28 protein-coding genes are annotated in these 17,488 nt (G+C 44.3%); all 28 read right to left on the reverse strand.

Features of this window, described 5'->3' with window-relative positions:
• Positions 1-553: 553 nt before the first annotated feature.
• Positions 554-1,666 carry a glutamine-hydrolyzing carbamoyl-phosphate synthase small subunit gene (carA, locus tag KD145_RS14880; RefSeq protein ID WP_212006632.1) on the reverse strand — a complete coding sequence of 371 codons (1,113 nt, stop codon included), beginning with the start codon at positions 1,664-1,666 and terminating at the stop codon, positions 554-556.
• A 137-nt stretch (positions 1,667-1,803) separates the two neighbouring features.
• Positions 1,804-2,628: a hypothetical protein gene (locus KD145_RS14885; RefSeq protein ID WP_212006633.1), complete on the reverse strand. Its 825-nt coding sequence runs from the start codon at positions 2,626-2,628 to the stop codon at positions 1,804-1,806.
• A gap of 130 nt (positions 2,629-2,758) precedes the next feature.
• Positions 2,759-3,247, reverse strand: coding sequence for a 50S ribosomal protein L17 (rplQ, locus tag KD145_RS14890; protein WP_212006634.1), 489 nt, complete (start codon positions 3,245-3,247; stop codon positions 2,759-2,761).
• Positions 3,248-3,356: 109 nt separating this feature from the next.
• On the reverse strand, positions 3,357-4,352 hold the full coding sequence (locus KD145_RS14895; RefSeq protein WP_168871759.1) for a DNA-directed RNA polymerase subunit alpha: 996 nt from the start codon (positions 4,350-4,352) through the stop codon (positions 3,357-3,359).
• A gap of 67 nt (positions 4,353-4,419) precedes the next feature.
• Entirely contained in the window at positions 4,420-5,025 is a 606-nt protein-coding gene (rpsD, locus tag KD145_RS14900; RefSeq protein ID WP_113617143.1) for a 30S ribosomal protein S4, read from the reverse strand.
• Positions 5,026-5,180: 155 nt separating this feature from the next.
• On the reverse strand, positions 5,181-5,582 hold the full coding sequence (rpsK, locus tag KD145_RS14905; protein WP_078666997.1) for a 30S ribosomal protein S11: 402 nt from the start codon (positions 5,580-5,582) through the stop codon (positions 5,181-5,183).
• Between the two features lie 111 nt (positions 5,583-5,693).
• Positions 5,694-6,074, reverse strand: a complete 381-nt coding sequence (rpsM, locus tag KD145_RS14910; RefSeq protein WP_078666996.1) for a 30S ribosomal protein S13 — start codon at positions 6,072-6,074, stop codon at positions 5,694-5,696.
• Positions 6,075-6,132: 58 nt separating this feature from the next.
• Positions 6,133-6,249, reverse strand: a complete 117-nt coding sequence (gene rpmJ, locus KD145_RS14915) for a 50S ribosomal protein L36 (RefSeq protein ID WP_073083232.1) — start codon at positions 6,247-6,249, stop codon at positions 6,133-6,135.
• A 70-nt stretch (positions 6,250-6,319) separates the two neighbouring features.
• Entirely contained in the window at positions 6,320-6,538 is a 219-nt protein-coding gene (gene infA / locus KD145_RS14920; protein ID WP_012789309.1) for a translation initiation factor IF-1, read from the reverse strand.
• A 148-nt stretch (positions 6,539-6,686) separates the two neighbouring features.
• Positions 6,687-7,487: a type I methionyl aminopeptidase gene (gene map, locus KD145_RS14925; protein WP_212006635.1), complete on the reverse strand. Its 801-nt coding sequence runs from the start codon at positions 7,485-7,487 to the stop codon at positions 6,687-6,689.
• A 156-nt stretch (positions 7,488-7,643) separates the two neighbouring features.
• Entirely contained in the window at positions 7,644-8,984 is a 1,341-nt protein-coding gene (secY, locus tag KD145_RS14930; protein ID WP_212006636.1) for a preprotein translocase subunit SecY, read from the reverse strand.
• A gap of 78 nt (positions 8,985-9,062) precedes the next feature.
• Positions 9,063-9,509 carry a 50S ribosomal protein L15 gene (rplO, locus tag KD145_RS14935; protein ID WP_212006637.1) on the reverse strand — a complete coding sequence of 149 codons (447 nt, stop codon included), beginning with the start codon at positions 9,507-9,509 and terminating at the stop codon, positions 9,063-9,065.
• A 125-nt stretch (positions 9,510-9,634) separates the two neighbouring features.
• On the reverse strand, positions 9,635-9,820 hold the full coding sequence (gene rpmD, locus KD145_RS14940) for a 50S ribosomal protein L30 (RefSeq protein ID WP_212006638.1): 186 nt from the start codon (positions 9,818-9,820) through the stop codon (positions 9,635-9,637).
• 102 nt (positions 9,821-9,922) lie between these two features.
• Positions 9,923-10,441 carry a 30S ribosomal protein S5 gene (gene rpsE, locus KD145_RS14945; RefSeq protein WP_113617138.1) on the reverse strand — a complete coding sequence of 173 codons (519 nt, stop codon included), beginning with the start codon at positions 10,439-10,441 and terminating at the stop codon, positions 9,923-9,925.
• Between the two features lie 51 nt (positions 10,442-10,492).
• Positions 10,493-10,846 (reverse strand): 50S ribosomal protein L18, encoded by a 354-nt coding sequence (rplR, locus tag KD145_RS14950; protein WP_212006639.1) that lies wholly within the window; start codon positions 10,844-10,846, stop codon positions 10,493-10,495.
• 91 nt (positions 10,847-10,937) lie between these two features.
• Positions 10,938-11,492, reverse strand: a complete 555-nt coding sequence (rplF, locus tag KD145_RS14955) for a 50S ribosomal protein L6 (protein WP_113617136.1) — start codon at positions 11,490-11,492, stop codon at positions 10,938-10,940.
• Between the two features lie 127 nt (positions 11,493-11,619).
• Entirely contained in the window at positions 11,620-12,018 is a 399-nt protein-coding gene (gene rpsH / locus KD145_RS14960) for a 30S ribosomal protein S8 (protein ID WP_113617135.1), read from the reverse strand.
• A gap of 116 nt (positions 12,019-12,134) precedes the next feature.
• The gene (rpsN, locus tag KD145_RS14965) at positions 12,135-12,404 is read right to left on the reverse strand and encodes a 30S ribosomal protein S14 (protein WP_113617134.1); all 270 of its coding nucleotides are present in this window, start codon (positions 12,402-12,404) and stop codon (positions 12,135-12,137) included.
• A gap of 20 nt (positions 12,405-12,424) precedes the next feature.
• Positions 12,425-13,000: a 50S ribosomal protein L5 gene (gene rplE, locus KD145_RS14970; protein ID WP_212006640.1), complete on the reverse strand. Its 576-nt coding sequence runs from the start codon at positions 12,998-13,000 to the stop codon at positions 12,425-12,427.
• A complete protein-coding gene (gene rplX / locus KD145_RS14975; protein WP_113617132.1) occupies positions 13,000-13,338 on the reverse strand; it encodes a 50S ribosomal protein L24 in 339 nt (112 codons plus the stop codon). The genes rplE and rplX overlap by 1 nt, the downstream gene beginning before the upstream one ends.
• Before the next feature lie 163 nt (positions 13,339-13,501).
• Entirely contained in the window at positions 13,502-13,870 is a 369-nt protein-coding gene (gene rplN, locus KD145_RS14980) for a 50S ribosomal protein L14 (RefSeq protein ID WP_078666984.1), read from the reverse strand.
• Positions 13,871-13,941: 71 nt separating this feature from the next.
• Positions 13,942-14,202, reverse strand: coding sequence for a 30S ribosomal protein S17 (gene rpsQ / locus KD145_RS14985; RefSeq protein WP_113617131.1), 261 nt, complete (start codon positions 14,200-14,202; stop codon positions 13,942-13,944).
• Positions 14,203-14,253: 51 nt separating this feature from the next.
• The gene (rpmC, locus tag KD145_RS14990) at positions 14,254-14,454 is read right to left on the reverse strand and encodes a 50S ribosomal protein L29 (RefSeq protein WP_113617130.1); all 201 of its coding nucleotides are present in this window, start codon (positions 14,452-14,454) and stop codon (positions 14,254-14,256) included.
• A 64-nt stretch (positions 14,455-14,518) separates the two neighbouring features.
• Positions 14,519-14,938 carry a 50S ribosomal protein L16 gene (rplP, locus tag KD145_RS14995; protein WP_078666981.1) on the reverse strand — a complete coding sequence of 140 codons (420 nt, stop codon included), beginning with the start codon at positions 14,936-14,938 and terminating at the stop codon, positions 14,519-14,521.
• Positions 14,939-14,993: 55 nt separating this feature from the next.
• Positions 14,994-15,782, reverse strand: a complete 789-nt coding sequence (rpsC, locus tag KD145_RS15000) for a 30S ribosomal protein S3 (RefSeq protein ID WP_212006641.1) — start codon at positions 15,780-15,782, stop codon at positions 14,994-14,996.
• 62 nt (positions 15,783-15,844) lie between these two features.
• Complete coding sequence (gene rplV, locus KD145_RS15005; protein ID WP_078666979.1) at positions 15,845-16,195, reverse strand: 50S ribosomal protein L22; 351 nt, start codon at positions 16,193-16,195, stop codon at positions 15,845-15,847.
• An 89-nt stretch (positions 16,196-16,284) separates the two neighbouring features.
• Positions 16,285-16,551 carry a 30S ribosomal protein S19 gene (rpsS, locus tag KD145_RS15010; protein ID WP_113617128.1) on the reverse strand — a complete coding sequence of 89 codons (267 nt, stop codon included), beginning with the start codon at positions 16,549-16,551 and terminating at the stop codon, positions 16,285-16,287.
• 65 nt (positions 16,552-16,616) lie between these two features.
• Entirely contained in the window at positions 16,617-17,450 is an 834-nt protein-coding gene (gene rplB / locus KD145_RS15015) for a 50S ribosomal protein L2 (RefSeq protein ID WP_212006642.1), read from the reverse strand.
• Positions 17,451-17,488: the final 38 nt, after the last annotated feature.

A 17,488-nucleotide genomic window follows, 5' to 3' on the forward strand; every position in this document is an offset into this window, starting at 1 on the left:
TATTTGATTCAGAATAACAAAAAGAACTTAAAAAATTCAAAAATAAAAATATTTACATATACGATAGCTTGCAAAATCTAAACTTGTTTAAGAAAAATTTAACCTGGAGAATTTCAACAAACGTTTTTTTGGAGCGAACTTTGAATTCAGAATACAGCAAGAGAATTATCAGCAATCTGTAAAAAGTATAAAGCTTACTAAAACGTTTTAGCAAAATATCGTATTTTTGTATCAGTTTTTCATAACGTGGAATTTATAAAGGCAAACGGCTCTGATCACAGAGCCGTATTTTTTTGTCCTAACTAGCCAGTTTTTGCCTGAAAACTGCCGAAAATCATCATTTTGGTCTTGTCAATCAAAATTTTCATCCTGCTAATTCACTATTACACACCTTTTTTTTATAATATTGTTATGTAATAAAACGGCGGAAAAGCTAATGCCTAGTTGCATAGTATTTTCGTTTGTTTTCATAACGTGGAATTTTAAAATGCAACGGTCCCGATTCCTCGGGACCGTTTCAGTTATATACAGTCTTATTCAGAAAAAACCTGTCTTATTTTTTATTGGCTTTGATCATTTCAAAGAAATCATCAAACAGATAGCGGGAGTCGAACGGACCAGGTGTACTTTCCGGATGGTATTGTACGGAGAAGGCTGGTTTGTTCTTGATACGGATACCTTCCACGGTATTGTCGTTCAGGTTGATGTGGGTCACTTCCACCTGTTCGCTGGCAGCTATAGCAGCAGCGTCCACCGCAAAGCCGTGGTTCTGGGTAGTGATCTCACACAGACCTGTTTTGAGGTTTTTCACCGGATGGTTCAAACCGCGGTGACCGTGGTGCATTTTGTAGGTAGGGATACCGTTGGCCAGGGCCAGCAGCTGATGTCCGAGGCAGATACCAAACAGGGGCCTTTCAGCAGCCAGGATCTGTTTTACGGTTTCTACCGCATATTTCAGCGGAGCCGGATCGCCGGGACCGTTGGAGATAAAGTAAGCGTTGGGTTTGAATTCTTCACATACCTCGAATTTGGTGTCGGTAGGGAATACTTTCAGATAAGCGCCCTTTTCAGATAAACATTTCAGCATGTTTCTCTTCACACCGTTGTCCATCACCGCAATACGGATTTCCGCATTAGGATCACCTACGGTGTAAGGCTCTTTGGTGGTCACTTCCTGGCACAGCGCCAATCCTTCCATGGAAGGAACCTTAGCCAGCTCAGCCTTCAGTTTTTCAACATCCAGCGTCTCGGAAGAGATGATGCAGTTCATAGCACCTTTACTACGGATATGTGATACCAGTGCACGGGTATCCACATCATAGATGGCTACCAGGTTGTTATCGGTCAGGAACTTTTCCAGCGACTCATCAGCCATTTTTCTGGAATAGTTGTACGCGATATTTTTCGCAATCAGACCACTTATCTTCACACTGCTGCTCTCTACGTCCTCTTTCTTAGTGCCGTAGTTTCCGATATAGCAGTTGTTCATGATAAGTACCTGTCCTTTGTAAGAAGGGTCTGTAAACACTTCCTGGTAACCCGTCATACCGGTATTGAAAGCTAACTCACCGGCGGCAGTGCCAATTTTCCCAAAAGCTTTTCCCTGAAAAACCGTACCGTCGTCGAGCAACAGTATGGCAGGCTGGATGGTTCTTGTCTGAGGCATTTCTGGTATCTGTTCTTGTTTTATATTTTAAAAAAAACCTTCAAGGGTTTGTGGGCCCTGAAGGTTCGGATAAAAAACCGTGCAAAGTTATGAAATGCAAGGTTTAAATACAGATTTTTTTTGCCTTTACTGCCCGCTTATTTAATTTTTAACGATTTAAGTACCCTTTGAGCGACCTGAGGGGCTACTGCATCGTCGTCGCGGTAGCGGATCAGGATTTCCCAGCGACTCTTCCCTTTTACCACTACCAGGTTCTGGAATGCCAGCCTGATCCCACCCTTGTAGAGGTAATTGCCCTCCTCCAGTTTGCCGGACATACCGGAAATGAGCACTGGTATGGACTTGGAGCGGATGTCTGACAGGTCGTCCTGCTGCATGGTATGTCGCATGTCTTCCGCTGCGTTTTCCAGGTTGTTGGCCACATTTTCCCAGTAGCTGTACATATTCACTGTAATCTGGATGCCTCCCCCCTCTTCATTCCGGTAGCTTTTGGCATATTCGGTCACTTTAGTGATTTCCGGGGCCAGTGCCTGGTCATGTATCCACAGTTTGACGGGGGTGCTTATTTCCAGCGCCTGACGGCCGATAGTAGCTGTTTGCCAGCTGGAATACAGGTAGGATTTAGGGACTTTGGCGTACAGCAGCGTAAACACGGCCCTTTTACCGAATAGTGTGCCGGCAGTGGCCAGCAGTACCAGCACCAGGGAGAAAAAGACGATGACTTTTCCCTTGTTGGCGGGCTGCAACTGGTTTCTGAGCCAGATGGCGGTTTTGTTGGGCTTTTTTTCTTTTATGGAGATGCCTACCAATTGCTGATATTCGGCAAAAGAACCCAGTGGATGAGCCTTGCGCCAGTCGGCGAAGGTATTGGGTAGTTTTTTGCCACAGTTGTCACAAAAGGTAAGGTATTCAGATTTCAGGGCATTGGTGTGCGAACAGGTATCGCATTGCAGGTATTTCATAGGTCGATGGATTAGGTGATGGTCTTTCCCTGGGGGAAACGCGGTATAATATTACAAAATAAATACATTTATTTAGACATAAAAAAAGGACAAAGCGATGCTTTGTCCTTTTTTGTATCGTAATATAAAATTACTCAGCTGATTTTTCTTCAGTGGCATCAGCAGCTTTTTCTGCACCAGCAGCGTCAGCTTTCTTTTTGGCACCACCAGCACGACGGGTTTTCTTAGCAGCAGCTTTTTCTGTTGGAGCACCGTAGATTTCGTTGAAATCAACCAGCTCAATCAGGGCAACTTCTGCATTATCCCCATGACGTTTACCCAGCTTAATGATACGGGTGTAACCACCAGGACGGTTAGCTATTTTTTCGCTGATCGTACCGAACAGTTCAGTGATAGCTTCTTTGTCCTGCAGGTAGCTGAACACGATCCTACGGTTGTGAGTAGTATCGGATTTACCTCTTGTCAGCAGCGGCTCAACATACACGCGCAGGGCTTTAGCCTTAGCGATAGTAGTGGTGATACGTTTGTGGCTGATCAGTTCGCAAGCCAGATTGGACATCAGGGCTTTACGATGAGATGCTGTTCTGCTTAATTTGTTTAATTTAACTCCGTGACGCATGACATTTTCTGTTTTACCCTTACACCGTGTCAGGAATTGTAAGGTACTTATTAAAAATAAAGGATGCCTTGCAAATGGTTGTCATCCGCAAGGCATCTGGTATGTTTGATTATTCTTCTTCGAGTTTCAGTTTGGACAGGTCCATACCGAAGTGGAGGCCTCTTTCGCCCAGCACTTGTTCGATTTCGCTGAGGGATTTCTGACCAAAGTTTCTGAATTTCATCAGTTCTTCCTGTTCGTACTGTACCAGTTCGCTCAGGGAGTTGATTTTCGCTGCTTTCAGACAGTTGAACGCACGTACGCTCAGATCGAGATCTTCGAGTGGTGTTTTCAGTATCTTACGCAGTTGCAGTGTTTGTTCATCCACAACATCTTCTTTCTCAGCGTCTTTGGTATCAAAGCTGATGTTTTCATCGGTGATGATCATCAGGTGCTGGATGAGGATGCGGGAAGCTTGTTTTACTGCTTCTTCCGGGTGGATGGTACCGTCTGTGACAACTTCCATGATGAGTTTTTCATAGTCGGTTTTTTGTTCCACACGGGTGTTTTCTATGCTGTACTTTACGTTTTTGATTGGCGTAAAGATAGAGTCAATAGCGATGTAGCCGAATACTGCATCTTTGGGTTTGTTTTCTTCAGCTGGCACATAACCGCGGCCTTTGCCGATGGTCAGTTCGATATCCAGTTTGGCAGAAGGGTCCAGGGTGCAGATCAGCAGCTCAGGGTTCATGATCTGGAAAGCGCTGGTGGCTTTTTCGATCATGTCTGCGCGGAATTCTGTTTTCCCTTTGATGGACAGGGTGATCTTTTCGTTCGTTACATCGTTTTCAGCGATTTTCTTGAACCTAACTTGTTTAAGGTTCAGGATGATCTCGGTAACGTCTTCAGTAACACCTCTCAGTGTAGCGAACTCATGATCAGCACCTTCAATTTTTATACCCACAATGGCATAGCCCTCCAAAGAAGACAACAGTACGCGACGTAACGCATTACCGATAGTCACAGCATAACCTGGTTCTAATGGACGGAATTCGAATTGAGCTTCAAAGTCGGTAGACTTCTGCAATACGATCTTATCAGGTTTCTGGAAATTTAAAATTGCCATTGATATGATAGATTTATTAGTTTAAATATGAAGTTAGTCCATGGCATAAGCCATGGACTAATATTTATTACTTAGAGTACAATTCTACAATCAGTTGTTCCTTGATATTTTCAGGAACGCTCTCTCTCTCAGGATAAGCAATGAATACGCCTTTCATTTCTTTCTCATTCCAGTCCAGCCAGCTGAATTTTGGATTTTTACCACGAATAACGCTGGTCAGAGCGGAATTATTGGCAGTTTTGTTTTTCAGGCTGATTACATCACCTGGTTTCAGTTGGAATGAAGGAGTGTTTACCACGATACCGTTAACGGTGATGTGTTTGTGGGAAACCAGCTGACGGGCAGCAGGGCGGGAAGGTGCGATGCCCAGGCGGAAAACAGTGTTGTCCAGACGTGCTTCCAGCAATTTGATCAATACTTCACCGGCAACTCCTTTTCTACGGGTAGCTTCGTCGAACAGGTTGCGGAATTGTTTTTCCAGCAGACCGTAAGTGTACTTCGCTTTTTGTTTTTCTCTCAGCTGCGTTGCGTATTCGCCTAACTGTTTACGTTTGCGGTTAGCACCGTGCTGACCCGGAGGGTTGCTGTTTTTACCTAAATATTTACCATTACCTAAAATGGGTTCGCCAAAAATTCTGGAAATTTTGGTCTTTGGGCCTGTGTACCTTGCCATGATTTAAATATACTTTAGATTTTTTAGTTAATGATGTATGCTCTTCAAAAAATCTGAAAACCTGATCATACACCCAATTTATAAATATAAATTACAAAGTCCAGATACCCAACTTCTTTTGAAGCCCGGTATCTGGAATTTGTAAATATATAAAGCTATACTCTTCTTTTCTTAGGAGGACGGCAACCGTTGTGAGGTAAAGGCGTAACGTCTTTAATCATGCTCACTTCGATACCGGAGTTAGCGATAGCACGGATAGCGCTTTCACGACCAGCTCCAGGGCCTTTTACAAATACATCTGCTCTTTTCAGACCAGCGTCCATAGCAACTTTAGCGGCATCCTGCGCAGCCAGCTGAGCAGCGTACGGAGTGTTCTTTTTAGAACCTCTGAAGCCCATTTTACCAGCAGAAGACCAGGAGATAACCTGACCATGCTTGTTGGTGATGCTCACAATAATGTTGTTAAAGCTGGCGGAGATATGTACGTCTCCGTAGTTATCTACTTTTACTACCCTTTTTTTACTAGCAGCAGTTTTTGTATTATTTGCTTTTGCCATAGTTATTTAAATTCCAAATATGAAATTCCAGATCCCAAATCTTCCGATCAATGTTGATATTGAAACCAAACCCCACGTTTGGAATTTGGGATTTCAACCTGGGATTATTTATTATTTCTTAGTTGCTTTTTTCTTACCAGCCACTGTCTTACGTTTACCTTTGCGGGTACGGCTGTTGGTACGTGTACGCTGACCTCTCACCGGTAAGCCTTTCCTGTGACGCAGACCGCGGTAGCAAGCGATATCCAGCAGACGCTTGATATTCATTTGCACTTCAGAACGCAGTTGACCCTCTACCTTAAACTCGCCGTTGATAATGTTACGGATGGCAGCTTGGTCATCGTCATTCCAATCCTTCACTTTCTTGTTTACATCAATTTCCGCCTTGTTCAGGATATATTGGGCGGTAGAACGGCCTATACCGAAGATATAGGTGAGGCCAATTTCTCCTCTTTTATTTTTAGGAAGATCTATACCGGCTATACGTGCCATATTTATATTTTAGATTTTATGATTCTGATTAAAAAATCAAATTCCGTCCGGGGGACTATTAACCCTGGCGTTGTTTGAAGCGAGGGTTCTTTTTGTTGATCACCAACAGAACACCTTTTCTACGAACTATTTTACAATCCGCACTTCTTTTTTTGATTGCAGCTCTTACCTTCATGATTACTATTTTATAAAAGGTTATATTTTTTATTAATTACTCTGCCTGACTTCACAAATCCGGGCCGCGACTATTTGTATCTGAAAATTATACGGCCTCTTGACAAATCGTATGGGCTCATTTCCACACCCACCTTATCTCCGGGCAGAATGCGTATGTAGTGCATTCTCATTTTTCCAGAAATGGTGGCCAGGATCTCGTGCCCATTTTCCAGTTTAACACGGAACATAGCGTTTGACAAGGCTTCTAATATAATTCCATCCTGTTTAATGAGTGCCTGTTTTGCCATAAAAATTTTTAGGACTGCAAAGATAGCATTTATCTTTTGAAATAGAAAAATTTCCCTGAATTATTATTAATATTGCCGTTCCGGGTATCAATGCCAGTCAATTGTTATTTAAAACCCCTTAACTATGAACCAAATACACTAACAGTTTTTAGTAATTTGAGTTCAGCTCCGGGTTATTTTTTTCTGCTTTTTCGATTTCCGTAAAGGAAGACAACACATCTGCCCTTCCTTTTCCTACTGCCACGGTATGTTCGAAATGTACGGAAGGGCTCTTATCACGGGTAGCCACTGTCCATCCATCTTCCAGGTATTCCACATCCTTGCTGCGCAGGTTGATCATCGGTTCGATAGCGATCACCAGTCCTTCTTTCATCACGGGGCCGCTGCCACGTTTTCCATAGTTAGGCACCTGTGGATCTTCATGGAGGTTACGGCCCAGGCCATGCCCTACCAGTTCCCTTACCACGCCATATCCGCGTTCTTTTTCGGTATATTCCTGTATTGCATAGGAGATATCACCGATCCGGTTGCCTACGATGGCCTTTTCGATGCCTTTGTACAGGGAAGCCTTGGTAGCCCCCATGAGGCGGCGTACATTCTCTGCTACGTTGCCGATACCAAAGGTATACGCGCTATCAGCATGGAAACCGTTCATATACACACCTACGTCTACGGTGAGGATATCACCGTCTTTCAGCACGTATTTGTTGGGGATACCGTGTACTACTTCCTCGTTCACAGAAATACAGCAGGCATTGGGGAAGCCTTTATAGTTTTTAAAGGAGGGCACAGCCCCGTTTTCCACAATAAACCTGTCGGCCACAGCGTCTACATCGAGGGTGCTCATACCGGGCTTCAGGGCTTTGGCCACTTCTGCCAGGGCGGCACTGAGGAGGAGTGCGCTTTTGCGGATCAGCTCTATTTCTTCCTTCGTCTTATAATGAATCATCTTTAGTAAGCTTTTGCTGTCAGCTCTTCAGGGCGGCGATAAAACCGCGGGAGCTGGCGGCTTTAACAAAATATAATAGCCACCAAAGCGTAGAAGCTTCTGTGGCTATTTTATTGCGTTTGTCGGAACGGGCTTTTAAGACCCTCAGACAATTACTTATGCATTAGCCGGGGCTGTTCTGCCCTTGATACGGCCGGTGCTCATGAGGCCATCATAGTGGCGCATCAGGAGCTGGCTTTCGATCTGCTGCAAAGTATCCAGGATAACACCTACCATGATGAGCAGGGAGGTACCACCGAAGAAGGTAGCGAAGTTGCTGTTAACCTTGAATGCTGCAGCCAGGCCTGGCATGATACCCACGAGGGCCAGGAAAAATGCGCCCGGGAGGGTAATGCGGTCCATCACAGCACCGATATAATCGGCGGTAGCTTTTCCTGGTTTAACACCGGGAACGAAACCATTGTTGCGTTTCATTTCATCCGCCATCTGAGTGGGGTTGAAAATCAGCGCAGTATAGAAATAAGTGAATACAATCACGAGTACAGCGTAGATCAGGTTGTACCAGCCATTGGTATGGTCACTGAAGATCCGGACGAAACCGGAAGCGCTTTCAGAGTTGGTAGCGAAACCGATCGCTGTAGCAGGGATGAACATGATAGCCTGGGCAAAGATGATAGGCATAACACCGGCTGCATTCACCTTGAGGGGGATGAACTGGCGTACACCACCATATTGTTTGTTGCCCACAATACGTTTGGCGTAGTTAACGGGTATTTTCCTGGTACCTTGTACGAGCAGGATCAGACCCACGGTAATCATGATAAAGACTGCAATTTCAATCAGGAAGAGGATCGGGCCACCGGAGCCTGCCACTTTGCTGGAGAATTCAGCGATGATGGCTTGCGGAAGGCGGGCGAGGATACCCATCATGATGATAATGGAAGTACCGTTACCGATACCTTTATCTGTGATCTTTTCACCCAGCCACATTACAAACAGGGTACCTGCTGTAAGGACGATGGTGGTAGAGAGCCAGAAGAAGAAGGTACCATATTCGGGTATAATAGCGCCACCTGACTGATTACGCAGATAAGCTACGTAAGCACTTGCCTGGAATCCGGTTACCAACACAGTAAGTATGCGGGTATACTGATTGATTTTTTTACGTCCGCTTTCACCTTCCTTCTGCAGTTTCTGGAAATAAGGCACAGCTATGGTTAACAGCTGAATAGCAATTGACGCAGAAATGTAGGGCATGATACCCAGTGCAAAAATGGAGGCCCTTGAAAACGATCCACCGGCAAACATGTTTACCAGCCCCAGAATTCCCTGGTTAGAATTTTTTTCAAAGTTAGTGAGCGCGTTTGCATCAATACCGGGCAAAGCTATATAAGATCCCACACGGTAAATGAGGACCAGGAGCAGGGTAGTTAAGATGCGATTACGCAGGTCCTCGATACTCCAGATATTCTTAATCGTTTCGATAAATTTCTTCACAGGAAGATAAAGGTTTAATAGCGCTATTAAATATGAAAAGACGCACTACTCCGTAGGCGTCTCCTCAGTCGTAAAGTCTTATACCAGTTCTACTGATCCACCTGCAGATTCGATGGCCTGTTTAGCTTTCTCACTGATCGCGTTCACTTTAACAGTCACCTTGGTTTTCAGTTCGCCGTTAGCCAGTATTTTAACTTTGGCGGTTCTGTTAACCAGGCCGTTCATGTACAGGTTTTCGAGATTGAATTCCTGCAGGCCATATTTTTCAACGAGATGATCGAGCTGACCCAGGTTGAAGATGGTGTATTCCTCACGGTTGTTGTTTTTGAAACCGCGTTTAGGCATACGACGCTGGATAGGCATCTGGCCACCTTCAAAGCCTCTTTTGCTGGCGTAACCGGCGCGTTGCTGGATACCTTTGTTACCTTTTGTAGAAGTACCACCTTTACCGGAAGCCTCACCACGTCCGAGACGTTTTTCTTTATGTACGGCGCCTTTTGCAGGCTGTAATGAATGCAGATTCATAATTAATTGTTTTTACTTACGCGGAAATTAACCGCTCGCGTTTAATATAAAAAGTGTCTTTGTAAAGATACAAATGTAAAAGTAAGATTATCAGCGGACAATCCCACAGCAGTGTTACTTATTAATTAAGCGTTAACTGCTTCTACTTTTACCAGATGGTCTACTTTACGAACCATTCCCAGGACCTGAGGAGTAGCTTCTAACTCAACAGTAGCGTTCATTTTAGTCAGCCCCAGTGCTTTCAAGGTCAGTTTCTGCCTTTCAGGACGGTCTATACCACTTTTCACTTGAGTGATCTTAATCTTTGCCATAAACCCCTATCCGCCAATGGCGGAGTAATTTAATTGTTAATAATGAGTGTCAATATATCCCGTAAGATATATGTTTTCTGAAGATTGGACCCTATAGAAGGATTAACCGTTGAAAACTTTCTTCAGGGAAACAGTTCTGGTTCTAGCTACGCTGATTGGTTCGCGTAACATGCCCAGCGCTTTGAAAGTAGCTTTAACCACGTTGTGCGGATTGGCAGAACCCAGGGATTTAGCCAAAACGTCTGTAACGCCAGCGCTTTCCAGTACTGCACGCATAGAACCACCCGCGATCACACCTGTACCATGAGCAGCAGGTTTGATCAGTACTTTGGCAGCACCTTCTTTAGCAAACTGGTCGTGAGGAATAGTACCGTGCATAACAGGAACCTTGATCAGGTTCTTTTTAGCATCGTCTATACCTTTGGTGATAGCCTGTTGTACTTCTTTAGCTTTACCAAGACCGTGACCAACAACGCCGTTTTCGTTACCAACTACTACCAGAGCGGAGAAACTGAAAGTACGACCGCCTTTGGTGGTTTTAGTAACACGGTTGATCGCTACCACTTTTTCTTTCAGCTCCAGATCACCGGCCTTTACTTTATTGAATGAATTCTTTGCCATTTTGTTTTATAAGAATTACTTGTTCAGAATGATAAAATTCGGATCCAGGGATTAGAACTGGAGACCGCCTTCTCTTGCGCCGTCCGCTACACTTTTAACGCGGCCATGATATAAATATCCGCTTCTGTCGAAAATGCATTTGGTGAGGCCTAAAGCAACGGCTTTCTGAGCCAGGGCAGCGCCTACCAGTTTGGATTTTTCGGATTTGGTACCAGACTGTGCCTTGATATCTTTATCACGGGAAGAAGCTGATGCCAGGGTAGTACCGTTGGTATCATCGATCAGCTGTACATAGATATCGCTGTTGCTGCGAAACACAGATAATCTCGGTGTTCTGGCAGTACCGGAGATCTTTTTACGGATACGGTAGCGGATTTTATCCCTTCTGCTAACTTTTGTGCTCATTGTTGAGTTTTATTTTATTTATCCCGATGCTGCCGGGATATATTGTTAAAACCAGCTAATCAGCCAGTGGCTGATCAGCTGGTTAAAAAAATTATTTACCTGCTGACTTACCAGCTTTCTTGCGAACCACTTCATCACTGTAGCGAACACCTTTACCTTTGTAAGGCTCTGGTTTGCGGAGGCTGCGGATTTTAGCCGCTACCTGGCCCAGCAGTTGGTTATCGATACCTTCCAGCATAATTTTAGGGTTCTGACCTTTTTCAGTCAGGGTAGCCACTTTCAATTCTTTTGGAATTTCGATGATGATATTGTGCGAGTAACCCAGGGCCAGATCCAGCAGCTGACCGTTGTTGGCAGCTTTGTAACCCACACCCACGAGTTCCAGTTGTTTTTTGAAGCCTTCAGTAACACCAACCACCATGTTGGAGATCAGCGCGCGATACAGACCGTGCAGTGCTTTGTGGCGGATCTGGTCTGTAGGACGAACTACAGTCAATACTCCGTCTTTCACCTCTACTTTCAGGTCTCTGTCGATGGATCTTTTCAGTTCACCTTTAGGACCTTTTACGGTTATTTCATTAGCAGGGGAAACAGTAACAGTAACACCGCTGGCTAATTTGATAGGAGCTTTACCTATACGTGACATAACTTGAGTTTAAGTATATTTTTGATATTGTTTGATCGGTTATCCGTGTTCAGCGCCGTATAGAAAGCTTAATTGTCAGATAGCCGTTTGGGTTTACAGGTAGCATAACCACCTGTAAACCAATATATTAATAAACGTAGCAAACTACTTCGCCGCCTACGTTCTGAGCTTTAGCTTCTTTGTCGGTCATTACACCTTTGGAGGTGGAGATGATAGCCACGCCGAGGCCGTTTTTAACGCGTTTGAAGTCTTCCGGTTTAGCGTACTGACGCAGACCTGGACGGCTGATGCGTTGCAGTTCCTTGATAGCGGGCTCTTTAGTTTGAAGATCGTATTTCAGGGCGATTTTGATAACGCCTTGTTTGTTGTCTTCTTCAAATTTGTACTTCAGGATATAACCTTTGTCGTACAGAATTTCTGTGATACGTTTTTTCAGCTTAGAAGCTGGAATTTCCACGATCCTGTGAGTGGCCATTTGCGCGTTCCGGATTCTGGTCAGGAAGTCTGCTATTGGATCAGTAACCATTGTTTAAATAGTTTGATAATGTTTACAATGCGATATCCAATCGAAAAAGATGGGAATCAAATAACTTAAATGATGATTCAGATAACCGGTCATTACCAGTTATCCAAATCAGGGAATTACCAGCTGGCTTTTGTTACGCCAGGGATTTTACCTGCGAGTGCCAGGTCGCGGAACATGTTCCTGCAGAGGCCGAAGTGACGCATGTATCCTTTAGGACGACCGGTCAGCTGACATCTGTTTTTCAGACGAACAGGAGAAGCGTTTTTAGGAAGTTGATCCAGTGCCATGTAGTCACCGGCAGCTTTCAGGGCAGCACGCTTTTCAGCGAATTTTGCTACCATGGCTTCTCTTTTCCTTTGTCTGGCTTTTACGGATTCTTTTGCCATAATTATATTATCGTTTCGAATTACTGATTATCTTTTTTCATATTCCTGAACGGCATACCCATTTCTTTCAGCAGCTCGTAAGCTTCTTCGTTGGTTTTAGCCGTAGTAACGAAAGTGATATCCATACCGGACATTTTTGTTACTTTATCGATATCGATCTCAGGGAAGATGATTTGTTCGGTGATACCCATGGTGTAGTTACCGCGACCGTCGAAAGCTTTTTCGTTAACACCTTTGAAGTCACGTACACGAGGCAGGGATACAGATACCAGGCGGTCCAGGAAGTCAAACATATTGGTGCTGCGCAGTGTTACGCGGGCGCCGATAGGCATGTTTTTCCTGAGTTTGAAGTTGGAGATATCTTTTTTGGACAGGGTAGCTACTGCTTTCTGGCCAGAGATACGGGTCATTTCATCCACAGCGATGTCAACCAGTTTTTTATCGCCTACTGCGCCATTGATACCCTGGTTCAGGCAAATTTTTACCAGACGGGGAACTTCCATTACGCTTTTGTAGTTGAATTTCTTCATCAGCGCAGGAGCCACTTCGTCGAGGTATTTTTTCTGCAGTCTTGGAGTATATTTAGTGTTAGCCATTATTTAATTACCTCCCCTGATTTTTTAGCGATACGAATTAATTTACCGTTTTCCCGCTGTCTGTTTACACGGGTAGGTTTACCAGCTTTGGCATCCCACAGCATCACGTTGGAGATTGCAATCGGAGCTTCCTGCTTTACAATACCACCTTTGGTGTTTTGAGCAGTAGGCTTGGTATGCTTGGTAATAATGTTAACGCCTTCTACAAGAACGCGGCCTTTGTCTGGGTGAACTTCCAGCACTTTGCGTGCTTTAGTCCTGTCCTTGTCGTCGCCGGCAATCACCGCAACCAGGTCGCCCTTCTTAATGTTGAATTTAGGCTTAAATCTAGTTTTCATCACTTTGATTTATTTATAAACGCCAAGCGAAACAGTTGTTTCGCTTGATTAATGTTTTGTCGTTTTGCAAACGGGCTGCAAAGATAAGAAATATTTTGACATTTATCCATTTTGCTATTCCGGAGAAAAACCCGAAATACCAAAATGGATAAATTAACAAATCTTATAATACCTCAGGAGCGAGGGAGATAATTTTCATATAACCCTTGTCTCTCAGTTCACGGGCAACCGGACCGAAAATACGGGTACCGCGTGGTTCGTCTGAGTTGTTGAGGAGTACAACGGCGTTATCATCGAAACGGATATAGGATCCGTCTTTACGACGTAATTTGTTTTTGGTTCTAACGATTACGGCTTTCGTAACCATACCTTTTTTTGCGCCACCACCAGGAATAGCATCCTTTACAGTCACCACAATTTTATCGCCCACTTTAGCGTAGTCCTGACCGGAGTTACCTAACACGCGGATGCAAAGAACTTCTTTGGCACCACTGTTATCTGCGACACTCAGTCTTGATTCTTGTTGTATCATCGTAATGAGTTTGTTGTTTTATCAGCGGCTGGCACCGGGTTGGCCGGCAGCAGCTTGAAACAAGTAATAGATTATTTTACTTTTTCGATAACTTCTACCAGTCTCCAGCATTTGTTTTTGCTCATAGGACGGATTTCCGCGATTTTCACGGTATCACCGATGCTGCACTCGTTTTTATCGTCGTGCGCCATGAACTTGGTAGTTTTTTTAACGAATTTACCATAGATAGGGTGTTTCACTTTACGTTCCACCTTAACAGTAATGGTTTTATCCATTTTGTTGCTGGAAACCACACCAATCCTGGTTTTTCTTAATTTTCTTTCGGTCGTCATTGTTGAAATATTTAATCCTCCGGGGGGAGGTAAATTTTGTTATACGAATGCTTAGAAGCCCAGTTGTTTTTTACGCAGTTCGGTTTGCATACGTGCGATATCGCGTCTCACAGAGCGGATGCTCATGGGATTTTCGATAGGCGTAATTGCGTGACCGAATTTCATTTTCTTCAGGCGCAGCTCTTCTGCAGATATTTTCTCTTGGAGCTCCTGAATGTTCAGGCCTTTCAGATCCAGCTTTTCTTTTGCCATTGTATTTTATTTGTTCCGATTACAGCGGGAGCTGCAGACGGGGAATATTTGTTATTGATTGTAATTAAGCAACGTAGTCGCGGCTGGTTACAAATTTTACTTTAATGGGCAGTTTTTGTGCTGCGAGTTCCATTGCTTCTTTCGCTACCTGTAAAGGAACGCCGTCAGCTTCAAATAAAATTCTACCTGGTTTTACTACGGCTGCCCAATGGTCAGGAGCACCTTTACCTTTACCCATCCTTACTTCCAATGGTTTGGCAGTGATAGGTTTGTCAGGGAATATGCGAATCCATACGTTACCTTCACGTTTCATATGCCTTGTGAGGGCTACACGGGCAGCTTCGATCTGCCTGTCGGTGATCCACTTAGGTTCTAATGCTTTAAGACCGAATGTACCAAAGGAAAGGGTAGCGCCTCTTTTAGCGTTCCCTTTGATGCGGCCTTTGTGCATCTTCCTATGTTTCACTCTTTTTGGCTGTAACATCGTCTATATTGTTAATGTTAATAGTAATTGTTAATGATTGCTTTGCCAACAGAGATTATCTGCGGCCACCGCCACGGTGTTCACCACCGCCTCTTCTTTCGCCACCACGTTCTCTTCTTTCACCGTGTTCTCTTCTATCTCCACCGTGTTCACGTCCACCACCGCGGTTATCGCCTTCTTTACCGCTCAGTAAGTTAGGGTTCAGATCGCGTTTACCCAGTACTTCACCTTTACAGATCCATACTTTGATACCGATTTTACCATATACAGTCAAAGCGAACAGGGAAGCGTAGTCGATGTCCATGCGGTAAGTATGCAGGGGCACACGACCTTGTTTCACTTCTTCCGCGCGGGCGATTTCAGCACCACCCAGACGGCCGCTTACTTTAATTTTGATACCTTCAGCTCCCATTCTCAGTGCAGTAGCGATCGCCATTTTGATAGCACGTTTGTAGTTGATACGGCTTTCAATTTGTTTAGCGATAGTTTCAGCAACGATATTGGCATCCATCTCAGGGCGACGGATTTCGAGGATATTGATCTGTACGTCTTCTTTACCAGTCAGTTTTTTCAGTTCTTCCTTGATACGATCAACTTCGTTACCACCTTTACCTATGATGATACCTGGTTTGGAAGTATGCACAGTAACGATCAACTTACCTAAAGTTCTTTCAATCACAACTCTGGAGATGCCGCCTTTGTTGATACGGGCATTCAGATAAGTTCTGATCTTGTTATCTTCGATCAGTTTGGTAGCAAAATCTTTTTTGCTGCCATACCAATTAGAGTCCCATCCTCTGATGATACCTAACCTGTTACCAATAGGATTTGTTTTCTGACCCATGTTCTGGTTATTTGTCTATTAGTTTAAATAGTTTTAATTTCTATCTCTTTGGTATGAAACGCTTACTGTGCATTTTTACCATCTACCACAATCGTAACGTGGTTACTTCTCTTGCGGATACGGTAACCTCTACCTTGTGGAGCAGGGCGCATTCTTTTCAGGGTGCGGCCGCCATCCACGAAGATGGTTTTAACGATCAGATTCGCGTCTTCAACCCGGGCACCTTCATTCTTCACTTTCCAGTTTGCGATAGCAGATACCAGCAGTTTCTCTAAAGGAACGCTGGGGTGCTTTGGATGGAATTTCAAAATATTCAAAGCTTTTTCCACATCCAGACCACGGATTAAGTCTGCCAGCAAACGCATTTTGCGGGTAGATGTAGGATTATTATTCAGCTTAGCTACTGCTTCCATTGTTATTAATTTCTTTTATTATTTAGTGTCTGATGCCTGGTGTTTGAGATTGGTTGAGCCTTCCTCAAACCTCAAACCTCAGACTATAATTACATTTTCTTGTTAGCGTGTCCTCTGAAGTTACGTGTAGGTGCAAATTCGCCCAGTTTATGGCCTACCATAAATTCCGTTACATAAACCGGAATGAATTTGTTGCCATTGTGTACAGCGAAAGTGTGACCAACGAAATCAGGAGTGATGGTTGAACGGCGGCTCCAGGTTTTGATAACGGTACGCTTGGTGCCAGCGTTCATTTTAACGATTTTATTCTCTAATTTCTGGTCTACGTAAGGACCTTTTTTTATGGAACGAGCCATGTCTTCTTATTTATGATTTTTCCAATTTCGGGTCCCGGGATTAGCGGGACCCGAATTCCGAAATATTATAATTTTTTACCGTTTTTCCTGCTGATGATCAGTTTATCAGAGCTCTTATGCGGTTTTCTGGTTTTCAGACCTTTCGCATATTTACCTGTTCTGGATCTAGGATGGCCTCCGGAAGATTTACCTTCACCACCACCCATCGGGTGATCTACAGGGTTCATAGCCACACCACGGTTGCGGGGGCGGATACCTCTCCAACGGTTGGCACCTGCTTTACCGATGGACTGCAGGGCGTGGTCGGAGTTGGAAACAGTACCTACAGTAGCCATACAGGTGTTCAGCACTTTGCGCAGTTCACCAGAAGGCATTTTCAGTACGGCGTATTTTTCTTCCTTGTTGGACAGCTGGGCATAGGCACCGGCGCTTCTTGCGATAGCACCACCTTTACCAGGCTGCAACTCGATGTTGTGTACTACAGTACCCAGCGGCATGTTTTTCAGCGGCAGCGCGTTACCTACTTCAGGAGCAGCAGTTTCACCGCTAACAACGGTGCCACCTACCTGCAGGCCTTGCGGAGCGATGATATAACGTTTTTCACCGTCTGCATAACTTAACAGCGCGATGAAAGCACTACGGTTAGGATCGTATTCGATTGATTTAACAGTAGCCGGGATATTTACTTTTTCACGTTTGAAGTCTACTACACGGTAGGCTTTTTTGTGACCGCCACCGATGTAGCGCATAGACATCCTACCCTGAGCGTTTCTACCACCGGATCTTTTAGCGGGCTCGAGCAGACTTTTTTCGGGGGTATCCGTGGTCAGCTCAGCGTAAGCGTTGCCTATTTTCCAGCGGGTACCGGCCGTCATTGGTTTGAACTTCTTCAGTGCCATTACTTCCTAAAAAGTTAAATGTTATTGATAATTATTAA

The organism is Chitinophaga sp. HK235, from assembly GCF_018255755.1.
Lineage (GTDB): Bacteria > Bacteroidota > Bacteroidia > Chitinophagales > Chitinophagaceae > Chitinophaga.